This window comes from Mesorhizobium sp. C399B, from assembly GCF_030323185.1.
Classification (GTDB): Bacteria; Pseudomonadota; Alphaproteobacteria; order Rhizobiales; family Rhizobiaceae; genus Mesorhizobium.
In genome coordinates, this window is sequence record NZ_CP100472.1 from 5497230 (window position 1) to 5513492 (window position 16263).

Sequence of the window (16263 nt, forward strand, 5' to 3'; positions counted from 1 at the left end):
AATCCGGCTAAGACGCCGCGCATGTCCTCCGGAGCTTCGTCATGCGCGTAACCACCGAGTTTTGGGTGTCGGCCCTGCTGCGCCGTGTTTTCGGCGCCGGCGGCTTTGCGGCCGTCGTCAAGCGCGGCGCGACCGAGGCCGGCGCTGTCTTCGTGCTCTCCCGCGGCAGGCTGGGCGACGTCTCCCTGTTCGGCCCGGCGCCGCAGACGAGCTACGATTCGGACAAACCGGATGATCGCTTTTTCACGCTGCTCGGCGCCGGCGACGATGCCGCCGCGCTTGACGCCAGGCTTGAGCGGGAGAAAAAATTCGATCCCGACATCTGGGTGGTCGAGATCGAGGCCGGAACGGTTTCCGTCGAGGAGCTTCTCTCCGTCAAGACGCCTTGAGGCTGGCCCCTAGGCTGGCTTTGTCGACGTCCGGCGCTTGGTCGCCATTCGCGGCGACAGGAGTGTTGCCGCGCACCGCTCGCGACAATGTTTCGGCCTTCCAGCCGCGTACCTTGTCGAGCGCCGCCTCGTGGTGCAGCAGCCGGTAGCGGTCGAGGAAGATGCGGATCGCCTGCGGGTGCGGAAACTCCCGGGGGTAAACCGCGACCACGATCAGAAATGCCCTGTCCTCGCTGAGGTCGAGCGCCCGCAGCGCGGCGAGCAACGAGACATAGCTCGAATGCTCGGTCAGCGACCGCGCCGTGGAGAAGTCGATGTCGAGCGCGTCGGCAAGCGCGGTCTGGAAGAAGGCGGCGTTGCCGGTCAGCGCCGTCTCGCGCAGCTTGCTGTAAGTTGCTAAGCCGACGAAGGGATTGACCGATGTCGCCTCGCCCTCGGCGAGCATCATCGAGCGCAGGCGGCGCCTGGCGGTTTCGGCGGCGCTGCCGGGCAGTTTTGGTGCGCTGGGAGCGGCGGCAGCGGCTTCGGCGTCGGCACCCGCCACGTCGGCGATCGGCTCGGGCTGCCGCACGCGCACCAGGGTCGGCTTTTCCAGCGCCTTGATCAACTGCGCGATGGCCGGGTTCAAATCCTTGCGGCGGGCAATGGCGCGCGCATGCGGCAGGCCGTGGCGGCCGATCAACGCGATCAGGTCGATGTCGCCCAGCGCCCGCGAACGGACGAGCAAGGGCGCGCAGACATCGACCGGCTCCTCGCAAAGCCGCCGCACCAGGGCGGCCGGCGCATATTCGCATTCGGACAGGGCAGCGGCGACATAGCGGCGCGATTCGACCGGCACGCTGTCGAACAGCGGCAGCGTCAGATCCTCGAGCTGGGCGATCTCGCGGCGCGACGGGCGGGTCAGCGAGCAGAACGCCGACACGGCGGCGCGAAACAGCCTTTCGGCTTTTCCCGATTCCGTCCGTATGGCGATTTGCCTGAAATCCGAAGCTGACACGGAAGATACGCCTGACACTCGACACAACCCGGACCATGCTCAACCGCAACTGTGTCGGTTTCGCGCTAGGCCTGGAACAAACATCAAATTAGCCGCGATCCGTTAGCGCTCCGTTAACCCTCTGCCGGCCTTAATCACATTTGGAGGCGTTGCGTTGTGCTCCGGGGCAACCGAGAGGAATACGCGAACCATGGGCATGGTACTGTCTTTCGTGCCGCGATCGGCACCAGTCAATCGAGCAGTTCAGGACACCGGTACGCCGGCGGCGGTGATCATTTTTCCCGGCGTCCGCTACGAGCATCCGCCATTGGCGGGCCAGGCGCGACCGGCGGACCAGCCGGGCACACCACGGACGCCTGTTCCGCACCACTGAATTTGCTGGTCGTCGGGGTGAGGTCAGTAGTCCTGCAGTTCGCAGGAGCTCTGGTCCAGGAACTGCGACACAACTGGCTTCCAGCTGTCGTCAGGCACGAAGGCGCGGATGACGAAGATGCCTTCCTCGATCGGCGCCTCGACGAAGATCGCCCCTTGCAGGTCTTCGGGAAGCTCCCTGCGCACGTCGATCATCTGTGCCGGCGTCAGCACCACGGTGTCCAGCTTGTTGCCGGTCGCCGTGCGGTCGTTGAATGAATAGAAATTGTGGCCGTTGCGGTCATAGACCGACACCGACCAGAACGGCACGCTGCCCGGCGCCTTGATCCGCACCACGCCTTCGGCAAGGTCGAAGCGGCAGGCGGCGGCGTAAAACAGCGGATCTACCGACTTCACCACCGGCGCGCCGCCCGCCTCGGCATCCAGCCTGGTCATCTTGTAGAGGTCGGACGCCATCGCCAGCCGTGACCAGGCATCGCGCTCGGTAAATTCCGGCACCAGCAAAAGCACCACGATGTGGACGATGCCGGCGCCGAGCAGGCCGAGCAGGATGGCGTGCAGCAACCTACGCATTGCAGCCAGCCTTGACGATCCGGGGCAGCGACACGTCGGAAAGGCCGGTGCTTGAGGCAATCGGCGTGTCGTAGAAGGTGAGCACGAAGTACATCCGGCCAAAACCTTCGGTCAGAAGCCAGTTGCCGGGGGCCGGACGGTTGCCGACGGCGATGATCACCGAATTGTCGGGCTGACGCAGCACCTGGTAGGATTGCAGCGCCGCCAGCCTCGGCTTGCCGGTGTCGACCACGCCGAGCGATTGATCCGCGGCATAGAGCGTCCAGAACCGGGCGGTCGGGAAACTGCCTTCGATCCTGTAGTCGCATTGCCGCTGAAGCTCATCGCCGGCCGCATCGCGTTCGGCGATGAAGGACAAGCCTTCCGCCTTGCCGAGCGCCAGCACGCCCTCGCGCGCCACGCGCGCCTTCGAATAGGGGTCGGCATCTTGCGTGCCGATCTCGGGGAAGGCGGTCCATTGGCCGATGCTGATCGCGCCGACGCCGCTCTGCGCCTGCAGCGCATACCAGACGCTGCCGCCGCCGAGGCCGATGGCTATGGCAAGCGAAAGCAGCGTGAAAAAGGCGGTCTTGAGCATGAAGAACCGGGACGAGAGAATTATCGTTCGGGGATATAGCGGGGCAGGCCACAGAGCAAGCAGCGCTGTGGAATCAAAGCGCCGACAGGGTCTCCGGTGTCTGCGGCGAGCCGAGCACGGGCGCGGCCTGGAACACCTTGGTCATCTCGCGCAGCGTCTGTGTCGTGCGGCTGGACAGCACCGCCGGGCGCTCGGCCGCGGCATCGGCGGCTGCCTGATCGGCGTTTTTCTTCTCCGCTTCCTCGGCTTTGGCCGCGATCTCTTCGTCGACGAAGGGCTTGTCGAGGCCGGGGATCGGCTTCAGGTCGATATTCTGGTGCGCGTAGACCATCAGCCGCTGCCACACCATCGCCGGCAGCGTGCCTCCGGTCATGTTGCGGGTCGGGGTGAAGTCGTCATTGCCGAGCCAGACGGCAGCGGTGTAATTGCCGGTGAAGCCGACGAACCAGGCGTCGCGGTAGGATTGCGTCGTCCCCGTCTTGCCGGCGACGACGATGTTGGGCAGCTGCGCGCGCCGCGCGGTGCCGATCGCCGGCACCGCAGCCAGCATGGTGTTCATGTATTTCAGAGCCTGTTCCGACAGAACCCGATGCGGCGCCGGCGCATCCTTGGCAAAGTCGTAGACGACATCGCCGGTGCGGGTGACGAGCTGGGTGATGCCGTGCCGCGAGCCGGCGAAGCCGTTCTGCGCGAACACACTGTAGCCCGTCGCCTGGTCCATGACCGTCATGCCCGATGTGCCGAGCACCATGGTCTTGTGCGACTCCAGCGGCGATTCCACGCCGAATGATTCGGCCATCGCCTTGATCGGGCCGATGCCGAGATAGTCCTTGGCCAGCCGTACCGGCACGGTGTTGATCGATTTGGCGATCGCCGTGATCAGCGTCACATTGCCGGCCGAGCCGCCATTGTAATTGTGCGGTGACCAGCCGCCCCAGCTGATCGGCCCGCCTGAGATGACGGAGTCCGGGGTGAACCCGTGCTCCATGGCGGTGGCGTAGACGTAAGGTTTGAACGAGGAGCCGGTCTGGCGCAGCGCCTTGGTGGCGCGGTTGAACTGGCTTGCGCCATAGTCGCGGCCGCCGACAATGGCCCGCACCGCGCCATTGGTCTCGATCACTACAACGGCGCCCTCGGTGACGTTGTATTCCTTGCCGAACTGGCGGAGATGGAATTCGACGGATTCCTCCGCCGCTTTCTGGATGTTGGCGTCGAAAGTGGTGTGGGCGACCAGCGAATGCTGGCCGGGCTTGGCGATCTTCTTGACCTCATCGAAGGCCCAGTCGAGGTAATAGTCCGGGCTCTTCTGCTCGCCGCGGTCGACGATCTCGGCCGGATGCAGCCTTGCCTGCAGCACCTGGCCTTCGGTCATGAAACCGGAATCGACGAGGTTCGACAGCACCACATTGGCGCGAGCACGGGCGGCGGGCAGGTTGATGTGCGGGGCGTATTTGGTCGGCGCCTTGAACAGGCCGGCCAGCATCGCCGCCTCGGCGAGGTTCAGATCCTTGACGCTCTTGCCGAAATAGAAATCCGCCGCCGCCTCGATGCCGAACGTGCCGCCGCCCATATAGGCGCGGTCGAGATAGAGCTGCAGGATCTCCTTCTTCGACAGATTGGCCTCCAGCCACAGCGACAGGAAGGCTTCCTTGATCTTGCGCTGGAAGGTACGCTCATTCGACAGGAACAGGTTCTTGGCCAGCTGCTGGGTGATGCTGGAGCCGCCCTGGACGACGGAATTGGCCCGCACATTCTCGAAGATGGCGCGCGACAGGCCGAGCACGTCGATGCCGTAGTGCTCGAAGAAGCGCCGGTCCTCGGTCGCCAGCACCGCTTTGATGACATGGTCCGGCATCTCGTCGACAGGCACGGAATCGCGCTGGATGATGCCGCGCTGGCCAATCTCGTTGCCGTAGCGGTCGAGGAAGGTGACGGCGAAATCGCCCTGACTGCGCCAGTCGCCGGTGGTGATCTGGAAGGCCGGCATCGCGAGTGCGAGCAGCACGACGACGCCGCCGGCGCCCATCGTAAAACCTTCGCTCAGCACCTCGATGATGCCGCGTCGCCAGCCGGTGACTCGGAAGCGCCGCGAAAAAATGGTTGCCGATTCCCAGAACTGGCCGGCCTTGAAGCCGATTTCGTAGAGCGAGGAATCGATCCACGCGTCCACCGCCAGCAATGCGGCGGCGATCGGACCTCTTCGTCTTGGACGTCGTTCTAAAGGACTGGCCATTCCCGAAACTCACCCAACCCACCTGAGAACCGCAAGCGGGCAATTTCAGGGCGGGCATACCCGGCCAAGACTATTCATCCATTTCAGCCCGGCTCACAAGGGCAGCCAGGCCACACCGCACGGTTTGTTGAGCGCCGCCCGGATCGTGACGCTGGAGGTCGACGCCGTCGATGCCGACGCCAGTGGCTTCGAGCCAGTCTAGCACAAGGGCCGGCGCGTCGGCTTCGTCGCCTCAGCCGGCTATGGCTACACAATAGGCAAAAGCGTCGCGCTGACGTTGCTGGGCGACGAATTCGCCGGGGAGGGGACCGCGCTTCGGTGCACATTGTCGGCGTCGAGCGGCCGGCGCGAATTATTCCGGCCTTCCCATACGACCCCGAGGGCAGGCGATGCGGCAATGAGGAGTTTTGGCCATGGTCGATGACATCATAAGGGAGACCAGGCGCGAGCGCCGGCGCGGGCACACCGGTGAGGCCGGCAGCGGGCCAAGCCGCCACCCGAACTATCGCTCGCTCAAGAACCCGTTCCTGCCGCAGCCGGTGTTTTCGGACGACCAGGTCGCGGCCATCCACGGCACGGCGTTGCGCGTGCTGGAAGAGCTCGGCATCAAGGTGCTGCTGCCGGAGGCACGGGCGATCTACGCCAAAGCCGGTGCGCTGGTCGACGAGGACAGCCGGATGGTGCGCATCGGCCGCGATATTGTCACTGCGGCACTGGCCTCGGCGCCGAAATCCATCCGGGCGCTGGCGGGCAACCGTAGCCGCGATCTCATGCTGGAGCTCGGCTCGATGACGTTCCTCGCCGGAGCCGGGGCGCCCAACGTCACCGATCTCGAACGCGGACGGCGTCCGGGCACGCTCGCCGCTTTCGAAGAACTGACCAAGCTTGTTCAGAATTTCGACGTGCTGCATATGCTCGGCCCCTGGATCGAGCCTCAGGATGTCGACAACCGTTTGCGCCACTATGCCGTCAACCGTGCGCAGCTGACCCTGTCGGACAAGTTTCCCTTCGTCTTCGCCCGTGGCACGCCGCAGGTCGAGGACGGGTTCGAGATGATCCGGTTGGCGCGCGGCCTCTCGCAGGACGAGTTCCTGGCCGGCGTCCATTGCTATACCGTCATCAACACCAATTCGCCGCGCCAGCTCGATATCCCGATGGCGCAAGGCATCATCGACTTCGCCAAGGCCGGCCAGGTGTCCATCATCACGCCCTTCTGCCTGGCCGGCGCCATGGCGCCGATCACCGTCGCCGGCGCATTGACGCTGCAGCATGCCGAGGCGCTGGCTGGTCTCGCGCTGGCGCAGATGGTGCGGCCGGGCGCACCGGTGGTTTACGGATCCTTCTCCTCCAATGTCGACATGAAGTCCGGCGCACCGGCCTTCGGCACGCCCGAGCACGTCAAGGCGACGCTGGGCGCCGGTCAGTTGGCCCGCTTCACCGGCCTGCCTTGGCGGTCCGGCGGCGGCAGTGCGGCCAACATTTCCGATGTGCAGGCGGCGCACGAGACGCAGTTCGCGCTGTGGGGCTCGGTGCTTGCCGGCGCCACCGTCTGCATCCATGCCGCGGGCTGGCTGGAGGGTGGCCTCAGCGTCTCCTACGAGAAGCTGATCACCGATATCGAGGCATTGCAGACGGTTGCCGAACTCTGTGCTACGACCCCCGGCGACAAGGATTCGATCGGCTTCGAGGCGATCGCCGAAGTCCAGCCGGGCGGGCATTTCTTCGCCGCCGGCCACACCATGACGCGCTACCGCACCGCCTTCTACGAGCCGCTGGTCGCCGACTGGTCGAATTTCGGCAGCTGGACGCAGTCCGGTTCGAAGTCGGCCACCGAGCGCGCCACCGGCATCTGGAAGCGGACGCTGGCCGACTTCCAGCCGCCGGCGTCGGCCGTTGCCACATCCGATGTGCTCGACGAGTTCATTGCCCGCCGCACCGAAGAGGGCGGAGCGTTGCCGATGTCGTGAGGTTGGCAGCCGTCACATCGGCCGCTTGTCGCCGGTCTTCGACGGCTCGCGGCGAATCGGCCCGGCATCGGCCTGCCTGTGCTTGTCGGCGGCAATCCGGCGGATGCGATCGAAGCGGCTCTCCTCCGCCGGCTTGGTCGCGGATACAGCGTTTGGCTTCGGGGCAAATGTGATCATCTGTCGATCTCCCTGTCGTTGCTGACTGGTCTTGACTGACTGACGGAAATTCCTGGCTCGCCGGGGAAATGTCCCCGGCAGCCTGTTCTGATTTATGCCCGCCCAGATTCCCAGGCGGGCAATTTTCGGGCGATGGTCAGTAGCCGCCCATGCCGCCACCGCCGCCCGCAGGCGCCGCATCCTTGGCCGGAACGTCGGTGATCATCGCTTCGGCGGTGATCAGAAGCGCTGCAATCGAGCCGGCATCCTGCAGTGCGGTGCGCACCACTTTCGCCGGATCGACGATGCCCGCCTTGATCATGTCGACATAGACCTCGTTCTGGGCATCAAAGCCCTGATTGTGGTCCTTGCTGTCGGACAGCCTGCCGACGACGATCGAGCCTTCGACACCGGAATTCTCGGCGATCTGGCGGATCGGCGCTTCGAGTGCCCTGAGCACGATCGAAATGCCTGCCGTCACATCGTCATTGGCGCCAGTCAGCCCGGCCAGCGCCGATCTGGCGCGCAGAAGCGCCACGCCACCGCCGGGCACGATGCCTTCTTCCACCGCCGCGCGCGTCGCATTCAGCGCGTCGTCGATGCGGTCCTTCTTTTCCTTCACTTCAGACTCGGTGACGCCGCCGACGCGGATCACGGCGACGCCGCCGGCGAGCTTGGCCAGCCGCTCCTGCAACTTCTCCTTGTCGTAGTCGGACGTGGTCTCCTCGATCTGGCCCTTGATCTGCGCGATGCGCGCCTGGATGGTCGCCTTGGTGCCGGCGCCGTCGATGATCGTGGTGGTGTCCTTCTCGATCAGTACGCGCTTGGCGCGGCCAAGCATCTCGATGGTGACGTTTTCGAGCTTGATGCCGAGATCCTCGGAAATCATCTGGCCCGATGTCAGCACGGCGATGTCTTCCAGCATCGCCTTGCGGCGATCGCCGAAGCCCGGCGCCTTGACGGCCGCGACCTTGAGGCCGCCGCGCAGCTTGTTGACGACCAGCGTCGCCAGTGCTTCGCCTTCGACGTCTTCCGAGATGATCAGCAACGGCCTGCCGCTCTGCACCACTGCTTCGAGGATCGGCAGCATCGCCTGCAGATTGCCGAGCTTCTTCTCGTGGATGAGCACGTAAGGCTCTTCCAGTTCGACGCGCATCTTGTCGGCATTGGTGACGAAATAGGGTGAGAGATAGCCGCGGTCGAACTGCATGCCTTCGACGACGTCGAGTTCGGTGTCGGCGGTCTTGGCCTCCTCGACGGTGATGACGCCGTCATTGCCGACCTTGTCCATCGCCTTGGCGATCATGGCGCCGACGCTGGCATCGCCATTGGCGGCGATGGTGCCGACCTGCGCGATCTCGGCCGACGACTTGACCTTCTTGGCCTTCGCCTTGATGTCCTTGACCACGGCGGCGACAGCCTGGTCGATGCCACGCTTGAGGTCCATCGGGTTCATGCCCGCGGCAACCAGCTTGGCGCCTTCGCGCAGGATCGATGCGGCCAGCACCGTGGCGGTGGTGGTGCCGTCACCGGCGAGGTCGTTGGTCTTCGAAGCCACTTCGCGCACCATCTGCGCGCCCATGTTCTCGAACTTGTCGGCAAGCTCGATTTCCTTGGCCACCGTCACACCGTCCTTGGTGATGCGCGGCGCGCCATAGGCCTTGTCGATGATGACGTTGCGGCCCTTGGGGCCGAGCGTGACCTTCACCGCATTGGTGAGGATCTCGACGCCGCGCAGCATGCGGTCGCGCGCGTCGGTGGCGAATTTGATTTCCTTGGCAGACATTTTTTTCAATCCCGTTGGTGTGGTGAAGCAAGCGGCTCGCCGGAGCCTGGCAAAGCCAGGCCGGTCAGGCGGCCTTCTTGGCTTTGACGCTTTTCTCGGTGACGACCGTCCCGCTCTTGCCGATAGCGGCCGTCTCGCTCTTGTCGATGACGCCCATAATGTCGGCTTCCTTCATGATCAGCAGGTCCTCGCCGTCGATCTTGACCTCGGTGCCCGACCATTTGCCGAACAGGATGAAGTCGCCGGCCTTGACGTCGAGCGGGACAAGCGCGCCGTTTTCGTCGCGTGCGCCCGGCCCAACGGCGATGACTTCGCCTTCCTGCGGCTTTTCCTTGGCATTGTCGGGAATGATGATGCCGCCCTTGGATTTGACATCGCCTTCGGCGCGCCGGATGACGACGCGGTCGTGGAGTGGCCGAAACTTCATGAGAACTTCTTTCTGGGGCCGGCATAGGCGACCGCGCCGTTCTTATAGGCGTGTTGGCACTCGATAGATAGGAGTGCCAAAAATTATTCGTGGCCAAAATTAAATATTAAAAAGTATTATGATGTCTGCAGGGTTCGAAACGTCGCGAGGCGCCTAGATATTTCGAAAAATTGAATTTCGAGGCCAAAGCGACTATTTATATCGTAAGTTCGATTTCACAATTTCAGGCACGAGGAGAGATTTAGGCGATGGCCGAAGGCAATCAGAGCATCATGGAAAAAGCTGAAGCCCGCTTCATGGACAAGCAGAAGAAGACGGCCGAGCGCAACAAGGCAACCTCCGACTACATGTCCGAAGCGAGGGCCAGGGAGATCAAGACGGCAAGGCTCAGGGAATTGCGCCTGGCCAAGGAAGAGGCCGACCGCGTCGCGGAAGCCTTGAACCCGACACCGAAGAAGAAGCGGGCGACAGTGGCGACAGTCAAGAAAGCCGCCGCCGCGCCGAAGGGGGGCACGTCATGAGCCTGACATTCCCCAATCCAAGTCGCTTCTATGACGAGGCCGGCAAGCGCATCCGCTTTGTCGGCCATGACGGCATGTTCCAGATTTCCTTCTCCGTCGCAGCCGATGCCCTCTCGAAGGTGCCATCAGGGACGGCGACCGCGGAAGCCACCTATCTGGCGGCCTTCGACACCGCGTCCAGCTCCATCCATGACATTGCCAGCAAGGCCTACGCCCGCACCCGCAAGAGCATTTATGTGCTCACAGCCGCGGATTTCGGCTAGCGCGCGTTCGTCTTGCATCAGGGCGGCTGAGATCAGCGTGCGTCAGGACTTGCGGTCGGCTTTTGCCCGCCGCTTGACGTCCCGGCTGTTCAGGCGGTCGGCCATCGCTTCCGCATCCCGCAAATTCATGGCCACCATTACCTGTTGCTTAAGCTCGACAGGCTGGCCGGTGAAGATGTCGAAGATAGTCCAGCTCTCGGGCTCGTCCATGCGCAACGCGTAGCGGTTTGCCATATCGGCATCAGGCCCTTGACATGAAAAATGCCGCCGCCAGGATCAGGATTGTCCAGGCCACCACCGACAGCTTCAAGGCCAGGCCGCCATGCATTGAAAGTATCTCGCGCATGCGCAGGGCCACGGTGCTCTTCGACAGGGCGGGTGCTGCCGCAATCGCGACCGGGGGCTTGACGCCGAGCTTTCCAAAAGCCGGCAGCAGCGGTGGCGTTCGCATGAAATGACCTCGAATTGCCGGAGAAAACAGGGCTCCTCATAACACCCTTCTTGAAACTCCCCGCATGCCAAATAGAACCCGGTCCGTGAAAGGGCCATGCCGCCCGATTCGCCGCCTTCCATCAGGCGGATCGTCATCTGGCGAAATCCGTGCAACGCGGTTAGGTTGCGCGCGAAACTGAGGTTGTTCAAAGCGTGACAGGCGAACGGAGACGACGATGACGGCGCCCGGCGATTTGCTGCAAGCCTTGTTCATGAGATTGAAGAGCGATGCCTCGCTGACGGCGCTGCTCGGCGGCGCCGGGTTGCGCGAGCAGGCGGCCGACAGTGCCGCCTTCCCTTATGTGACCTATGGCAGGACCAGCGCATTCGATCTGGACACCGGCGCCGACAATGATGACGACCAGCTCATCACGCTGCATGTCTGGTCGAAGGCGCAAGGCGAGGCCGAGACGCGTCTGATCATGGACAGCATCCGGGCGCGCCTTGACGGCGCCGCTTTCGCCACCGGCTCGCGCGACCAGACCCGCCTGTCCCTGGAGTTCGCCGAGGCCCGCTACGACGAGGACCTGGCGCTCTACCACGGGGTGCTGCGGATACGCGCTCTCACCGAGCAAAGTGATTGAAGCAACCTAGATTTGCGCCTGAATCTCGGCCTTGTCGATGACTGACCACACCTCGCGGATGCGACCCTCTCCGAATTCGTAGAAAACATTCTCAGCGAACGACACGCGCTTGCCGTTCACCGGCAGGCCGAACAGCACGCCCTTGGGATGACAGTCGAAATGCAGGCGCGCCGCCACGCGCGGCGGCTGGCAGACCAGCAGTTCGATGTTGAAGCGGAGGTCGGGAATCGCCTCGAAATCGCCTTCGAGCATACGGCGATAACCCGACAGGCCGAGCATTTCGCCATTGTGCTGCACCTCGTCGCCGACAAAGTCTCCAAGTTTCGCCCAGTCCTGGGCATTCAGGCAAGCGATATAGCCCCGGTAAAGGTCGGCAAGGTCTTTATCCGTCATGGCGCCCTCCGATGATTTGGCGTTTCCCGCGCTATTTAGGGCGGCCTTCAGAATGGTCTCGCCTTGACCTGTTCCCAATCTGGCTGCGAATTGAGAACCTGCGCGCAAAAACCATAGCCGCGCAGCCGGTTTTCCGGTTATGAATCCATTGCCCGGTCTGAGGGACTGGGCGGTAGGATCGCATTCATTCGTTGCGCGCGCAGGGGGTATTGCGGGGATGGATTTTCACCCGTTCACCGTTCATTTCACGTTCAGCACAGTTGCGTTACAACGCCGACCATGAAAACGCTTCGCTCTCATGTCAGAACCGCGATACTGGCGCTCACAGCGGCCGGCCTGTTGGCGTCGCAAGCGACGCCGGCAGCCGCGGCGGATTGCTACGCGATCGGCCAGCAGGTTGCCGAGCAGAATGGCGGCACGCTGGCCAAGGCTTCGCAGACGACGCGTGGCGGCCAGGAGGTCTGCGTCATCGTCGTGCTTGTGCCGGGCAAGGACGGCCAGCGTCCGCGCCGTTCCGAGATCGTCGTCCCGGCGAACTGATCCAATCTTCCCTCTTGCAGGGCTCGTTTCCCAGACCACCGGAATCGGCCTATAGCTGACACATCAACAGGCCTGACCGATCATGCGCGTACTCGTCGTCGAAGATGACAAGGATCTCAACCGGCAGCTGGCCGACGCGCTGGTCGATGCCGGCTATGTGGTCGACCGCTCCTATGACGGCGAGGAGGGGCATTTCCTCGGCGACACCGAGCCCTACGATGCCGTCGTGCTCGACATAGGCCTGCCGCAGATGGACGGCATCAGCGTCGTCGAGCGCTGGCGCCGCAACGGCCGCAAGATGCCGGTGCTGATCCTGACAGCGCGCGACCGCTGGAGCGACAAGGTGTCGGGCATCGATGCCGGCGCCGACGACTATGTCACCAAGCCGTTCCACATCGAGGAGGTGCTGGCCAGGGTGAGGGCGCTGATCCGCCGCGCCGCCGGCCATGCCTCGTCCGAGCTCACTTGCGGGCCGCTGCGCCTCGACACCAAGGCCTCCAAGGCCGATGTCAACGGCGTGCCGCTGAAGCTGACCTCGCATGAGTTCCGCCTGCTGGCGTATCTGATGCACCATATGGGTGAGGTGGTGTCGCGCACCGAGCTGGTCGAGCATCTCTACGACCAGGATTTCGACCGCGATTCCAACACCATCGAGGTCTTTGTCGGCCGGCTGCGCAAGAAGATGGGCATCGACATGATCGAAACCGTGCGCGGCATGGGCTATCGCATGCGTGAGCCGGAGGCGTAAGGCGGAACCGCTCCCCATACCAGCAAGGAAGCCTTTTTCGGCGCGGCTCTGGCCTCGCTCGCTGGCCTTCCGCGTCATCGGCTTTTCCACGATCTGGGCGATCCTCACCCTGATCGTCATCTTCACTCTGATCACCACGCTCTACCGCCAGGCCAGCGAGCGCGGCTTCGACAGCCTGCTGTCGGCGCATCTGTTCAATTTGATCGGCTCCGTCGGCGTTTCCGAAACCGGCCAGCTCACCGGCGCTCCCGACCTTGGCGACCTGCGCTTCTCGGAGCCGAATTCGGGCTGGTACTGGTCGGTGGAGCCGGCTTCCGAAGGCGTGCACGGCAACCTTCATTCGTCCTCGATGACCACGACGATCCCGTCGCCGACCGTTGCCGAGGTGCCTTTCAATTCCAGTTTCCAGCGCAGCTATTCCACCGACGGCATCGGTGACGAGGAACTGCAAGTGTTCGAAAGCGAATTCGTCCTCGATGCCAAGAACCGCGCCGCGCGCTTCCGCGTGATGGGCAACAAGACCGAGCTCGAGCACGAGATCGCCACCTTCCAGGGCCGCCTGTTGACCTATCTCAGCCTGTTCGGCGTCGGCATGATCGCCATCAATGCGATCGCTATCCTGCTCGGCCTCCAGCCCTTGCGCCGGGTTCGCAACGCGCTTGCCCAGGTGCGCGAAGGCACGGCGCAGCGGCTCGATGGCCGGTTTCCCGCCGAGATCGAGCCGCTCGCCAACGAAACCAATGCGCTGATCGAAAACAACAAGCGCATCGTCGAGCGCTCGCGTACGCAGGTCGGCAACCTTGCCCATTCGCTGAAGACGCCGCTCGCCGTGCTGATCAATGAGGGCCGGGCTCTAGGCGGCGCCAAGGGCCAGCTCATCGCCGACCAGGCGGCGTCGATGCAGAAACAGGTCGACCACTACCTGCAGCGGGCACGGGTCGCGGCGCAGCGCGACAGCGTCGTCTACCGCACGCCGGTGACGCCGCTGGTGCAGCGCATGGTGCGCGTGCTGCAAAAACTCAAGCCTGATGTCAGCCTGTCGCTTACGCTGCTGGCGGCCGACATCGTCTTTGCTGGCGAGCGCGAGGATTTGGAGGAACTGCTCGGCAACCTTCTCGACAATGCGATGAAATGGGCGAAGAGCACTGTTGCCGTATCCGTCACGCCGGCCGCAGCCGGCCTGTTCGAGCTATCGATCGAGGATGACGGTCCCGGCATCCCCGAGGACAAGGCCCGCGATGTCTTGAAACGCGGCCGGCGCCTCGACGAGACAAAGCCGGGAACCGGGCTCGGACTTGCCATCGTTGCCGACCTCGTCAACGAGTATGGCGGGGCGCTGGCGCTGGAACGCTCCACGATGGGCGGGCTGAAGGCGGTTGTGCGCTTGCGGAGCTTGCAATGATGTACTGCCCAGGGCCAATCGACACGGCCGAATGCCTGTGTTATGGCGGCCCCTCGATTGCACAAAAGCCGTTAAAAACGGCCAAATTTCCGACAAATGTCAATAGTATGACGTCCTGACGCCCCCGATGACGCGGCCCCCAGCGCATCCCGTTCAAGAAAACCGGTTGTTGGCATGAAGATTCGCGTTGCGCTCGTTTCCGCACTGCTCGCTCTTTCCGGCTGCGGAACGCTGGGCAAGGGCAGTGGCCCGGATATCTCCATCACCAATCCGCCCGCGTCACCTCCCTCGGGTGCCAAGGTCGCGACGACGATCATCTCGGCCATGGCTGGCGGGCTCGTCGGCGGGTCGATCGGCAGCGGCCTGACCAGCACCGAGAAGCGCAAGGCGCTCGAGGCGGAGTACAAGGCGCTCGAATATACCGCGAGCGGCCAGAAGGTGACCTGGAAGGGCGACAGTTCGGCCCATTCCGGCGAAGTCGTCGCGGCCCAGCCCTACCGCGTCGGCTCGCAGGATTGCCGCCAGTACACCCATACAGTGTTTACCGGCACGGGCGGCCAGACCGCGCGGGGCACCGCATGCCGCAACGCCGACGGCAGCTGGACGCCGCTGACCTGAACATTGGGCCGGGGTCGGAATCCCGTCAAAGCGTCGCAGCGACCTCATGTTGTGAGAGCAGGGCTCTCGCTCTATTGGAAGAACCATGCTGTTCTGGGTCATAGCCGCACTCCTCACGCTGGGCGCAAGCCTGGCGGTGCTGCTGCCGCTGACCGGCGGCGGCACGGACGCTCCGACCAGCAGCGACCATGACCTCGAAGTCTATCGCGATCAATTGGCCGAGCTCGAGCGTGACGCCGCGCGCGGCCTGATCCAGCCGGCGGAAGCCGAGGAGGCGCGCGCCGAAATCGCCCGCCGCATCCTTCGGCTGGGAAATGCCGGCCAGGCCGATGCCGCGACGCTTCAGCAGCCGTCAAAGGCGGCCAGGCTGGTGGCGACATCAGCGGTGCTGATGGTCCCGCTGCTCAGCTGGGGCATGTACAGCCAGCTCGGCTCGCCCGATCTGCCGTCGCAGCCGCTTGCCGAACGGCTGGCCAAGAATCCGGCCGATAGTTCGGTCGATGAGTTGGTGGCGCGCGCCGAGGCCCATCTTGCCGCCAACCCTGGCGATGGACGCGGCTGGGACGTGCTCGCCCCGATCTATCTGCGCCTGCAGCGCTTTCCCGATGCCGTGACCGCCTATCGCAATGCCATCCGCCTCGATGGCGACACGGCTGCCCGCGAGGCCGGTCTCGGCGAAGCGATTGCCAATGCGGCCGGCGGCATCGTTTCGGCCGATGCGCAATCCGCTTTCGAACAGGCGCTAAAACTCGACCCGGCAAACGCGAAAGCCTCGTTCTATTTGGCGATGGCGCTGGCCCAGGAAGGCCGCATACCCGAGGCAACCACGGCTTGGCAGAAAATGCTCGATTCCCTGCCGCAGGATTCGCCATGGCGCGGAGCTGTCCAACAGGCACTGGCCGAGGCCGCCAACCGCAGCGTCGCGTCAGGAGAGCCCGCCAAAGGCCCCGACGCCGCAGCCGTCGATGCCGCCTCGTCGATGGCGCCGCGGGACAGGCAGGCCATGATCGAAACCATGGTCGCCGGCCTCGACGAAAAATTGCGGCAAAATCCGCGCGACACGGAAGGATGGATGCGGCTCATTCGTTCCTATGTTGTGCTGGGCAAGGCCGACCAGGCGCGGGACGCGCTGCATCGCGGTATTGCCGTGTTTGGCGCCGACAGTGAGGAAGCGAAGAAATTCACCGCCTTTGCCGCCTCGCTCGGCCTGACGGCGACGGAGTAG

Annotated in this window: 21 protein-coding genes; 11 read left to right on the forward strand and 10 right to left on the reverse strand. The window is 64.0% G+C overall.

The genetic code is table 11. The features are described 5' to 3' along the window. The first annotated feature begins 41 nt into the window (after positions 1-41). The gene (locus NLY36_RS26035; protein WP_023698568.1) at positions 42-389 is read left to right on the forward strand and encodes a DUF1491 family protein; all 348 of its coding nucleotides are present in this window, start codon (positions 42-44) and stop codon (positions 387-389) included. Here the strand turns inward: NLY36_RS26035 and NLY36_RS26040 are convergent. The 4 genes from NLY36_RS26040 to NLY36_RS26055 form a co-directional block, all read right to left on the reverse strand. Then, positions 376-1386: a DUF2336 domain-containing protein gene (locus tag NLY36_RS26040; RefSeq protein ID WP_286461567.1), complete on the reverse strand. Its 1011-nt coding sequence runs from the start codon at positions 1384-1386 to the stop codon at positions 376-378. The two genes, NLY36_RS26035 and NLY36_RS26040, sit on opposite strands and share 14 nt — an antisense overlap. A gap of 396 nt (positions 1387-1782) precedes the next feature. Beyond that, the gene (locus NLY36_RS26045) at positions 1783-2331 is read right to left on the reverse strand and encodes a DUF1254 domain-containing protein (RefSeq protein WP_023735535.1); all 549 of its coding nucleotides are present in this window, start codon (positions 2329-2331) and stop codon (positions 1783-1785) included. Then, positions 2324-2908 (reverse strand): DUF1214 domain-containing protein, encoded by a 585-nt coding sequence (locus NLY36_RS26050; protein WP_023670163.1) that lies wholly within the window; start codon positions 2906-2908, stop codon positions 2324-2326. Before NLY36_RS26050 ends, NLY36_RS26045 begins: the two co-directional genes overlap by 8 nt. A gap of 73 nt (positions 2909-2981) precedes the next feature. Beyond that, positions 2982-5141 (reverse strand): transglycosylase domain-containing protein, encoded by a 2160-nt coding sequence (locus NLY36_RS26055; protein WP_023735534.1) that lies wholly within the window; start codon positions 5139-5141, stop codon positions 2982-2984. A gap of 253 nt (positions 5142-5394) precedes the next feature. Between NLY36_RS26055 and NLY36_RS26060 the strand changes: the two genes are divergently transcribed. Together NLY36_RS26060 and NLY36_RS26065 are read left to right on the forward strand one after the other, a co-directional pair. Next, positions 5395-5565 (forward strand): hypothetical protein, encoded by a 171-nt coding sequence (locus NLY36_RS26060; protein WP_286462611.1) that lies wholly within the window; start codon positions 5395-5397, stop codon positions 5563-5565. Next, positions 5555-7108, forward strand: coding sequence for a trimethylamine methyltransferase family protein (locus NLY36_RS26065; RefSeq protein ID WP_023735533.1), 1554 nt, complete (start codon positions 5555-5557; stop codon positions 7106-7108). The genes NLY36_RS26060 and NLY36_RS26065 overlap by 11 nt, the downstream gene beginning before the upstream one ends. Before the next feature lie 12 nt (positions 7109-7120). Here NLY36_RS26065 and NLY36_RS26070 read toward each other — a convergent pair whose 3' ends face one another. The 3 genes from NLY36_RS26070 to NLY36_RS26080 form a co-directional block, all read right to left on the reverse strand. Further along, complete coding sequence (locus NLY36_RS26070) at positions 7121-7285, reverse strand: hypothetical protein (RefSeq protein ID WP_023705441.1); 165 nt, start codon at positions 7283-7285, stop codon at positions 7121-7123. Between the two features lie 136 nt (positions 7286-7421). Next, entirely contained in the window at positions 7422-9050 is a 1629-nt protein-coding gene (groL, locus tag NLY36_RS26075) for a chaperonin GroEL (protein ID WP_023684537.1), read from the reverse strand. 64 nt (positions 9051-9114) lie between these two features. Beyond that, on the reverse strand, positions 9115-9477 hold the full coding sequence (locus NLY36_RS26080; protein WP_023698577.1) for a co-chaperone GroES: 363 nt from the start codon (positions 9475-9477) through the stop codon (positions 9115-9117). Positions 9478-9725: 248 nt separating this feature from the next. Between NLY36_RS26080 and NLY36_RS26085 the strand changes: the two genes are divergently transcribed. Both NLY36_RS26085 and NLY36_RS26090 read left to right on the forward strand, forming a co-directional pair. Beyond that, positions 9726-9998: a hypothetical protein gene (locus NLY36_RS26085; protein WP_023698578.1), complete on the forward strand. Its 273-nt coding sequence runs from the start codon at positions 9726-9728 to the stop codon at positions 9996-9998. Next, a complete protein-coding gene (locus NLY36_RS26090) occupies positions 9995-10261 on the forward strand; it encodes a DUF1488 family protein (protein WP_023698579.1) in 267 nt (88 codons plus the stop codon). The genes NLY36_RS26085 and NLY36_RS26090 overlap by 4 nt, the downstream gene beginning before the upstream one ends. Before the next feature lie 42 nt (positions 10262-10303). Here NLY36_RS26090 and NLY36_RS26095 read toward each other — a convergent pair whose 3' ends face one another. Together NLY36_RS26095 and NLY36_RS26100 are read right to left on the reverse strand one after the other, a co-directional pair. Continuing rightward, entirely contained in the window at positions 10304-10495 is a 192-nt protein-coding gene (locus NLY36_RS26095) for a hypothetical protein (protein WP_023670171.1), read from the reverse strand. A gap of 7 nt (positions 10496-10502) precedes the next feature. Beyond that, entirely contained in the window at positions 10503-10712 is a 210-nt protein-coding gene (locus tag NLY36_RS26100; RefSeq protein ID WP_023692810.1) for a hypothetical protein, read from the reverse strand. A gap of 217 nt (positions 10713-10929) precedes the next feature. On the opposite strand from NLY36_RS26100, the gene NLY36_RS26105 reads away from it, so the two are divergent. Beyond that, positions 10930-11337 carry a DUF3168 domain-containing protein gene (locus NLY36_RS26105; protein ID WP_023670173.1) on the forward strand — a complete coding sequence of 136 codons (408 nt, stop codon included), beginning with the start codon at positions 10930-10932 and terminating at the stop codon, positions 11335-11337. Positions 11338-11343: 6 nt separating this feature from the next. Here the strand turns inward: NLY36_RS26105 and NLY36_RS26110 are convergent, their stop codons facing one another. Continuing rightward, entirely contained in the window at positions 11344-11730 is a 387-nt protein-coding gene (locus NLY36_RS26110; protein ID WP_023684533.1) for an ester cyclase, read from the reverse strand. Positions 11731-12009: 279 nt separating this feature from the next. Between NLY36_RS26110 and NLY36_RS26115 the strand changes: the two genes are divergently transcribed. The 5 genes from NLY36_RS26115 (at position 12010) to ccmI (ending at position 16263) form a co-directional block, all read left to right on the forward strand. Next, positions 12010-12270, forward strand: a complete 261-nt coding sequence (locus NLY36_RS26115) for a hypothetical protein (protein WP_023670174.1) — start codon at positions 12010-12012, stop codon at positions 12268-12270. A gap of 82 nt (positions 12271-12352) precedes the next feature. Next, entirely contained in the window at positions 12353-13018 is a 666-nt protein-coding gene (locus NLY36_RS26120) for a response regulator transcription factor (RefSeq protein WP_023670175.1), read from the forward strand. Further along, positions 13002-14420, forward strand: coding sequence for an ATP-binding protein (locus NLY36_RS26125; protein ID WP_023692813.1), 1419 nt, complete (start codon positions 13002-13004; stop codon positions 14418-14420). The genes NLY36_RS26120 and NLY36_RS26125 overlap by 17 nt, the downstream gene beginning before the upstream one ends. A gap of 174 nt (positions 14421-14594) precedes the next feature. Then, complete coding sequence (locus NLY36_RS26130; protein WP_023670177.1) at positions 14595-15038, forward strand: RT0821/Lpp0805 family surface protein; 444 nt, start codon at positions 14595-14597, stop codon at positions 15036-15038. 85 nt (positions 15039-15123) lie between these two features. Then, positions 15124-16263: a c-type cytochrome biogenesis protein CcmI gene (gene ccmI / locus NLY36_RS26135; RefSeq protein ID WP_023698582.1), complete on the forward strand. Its 1140-nt coding sequence runs from the start codon at positions 15124-15126 to the stop codon at positions 16261-16263.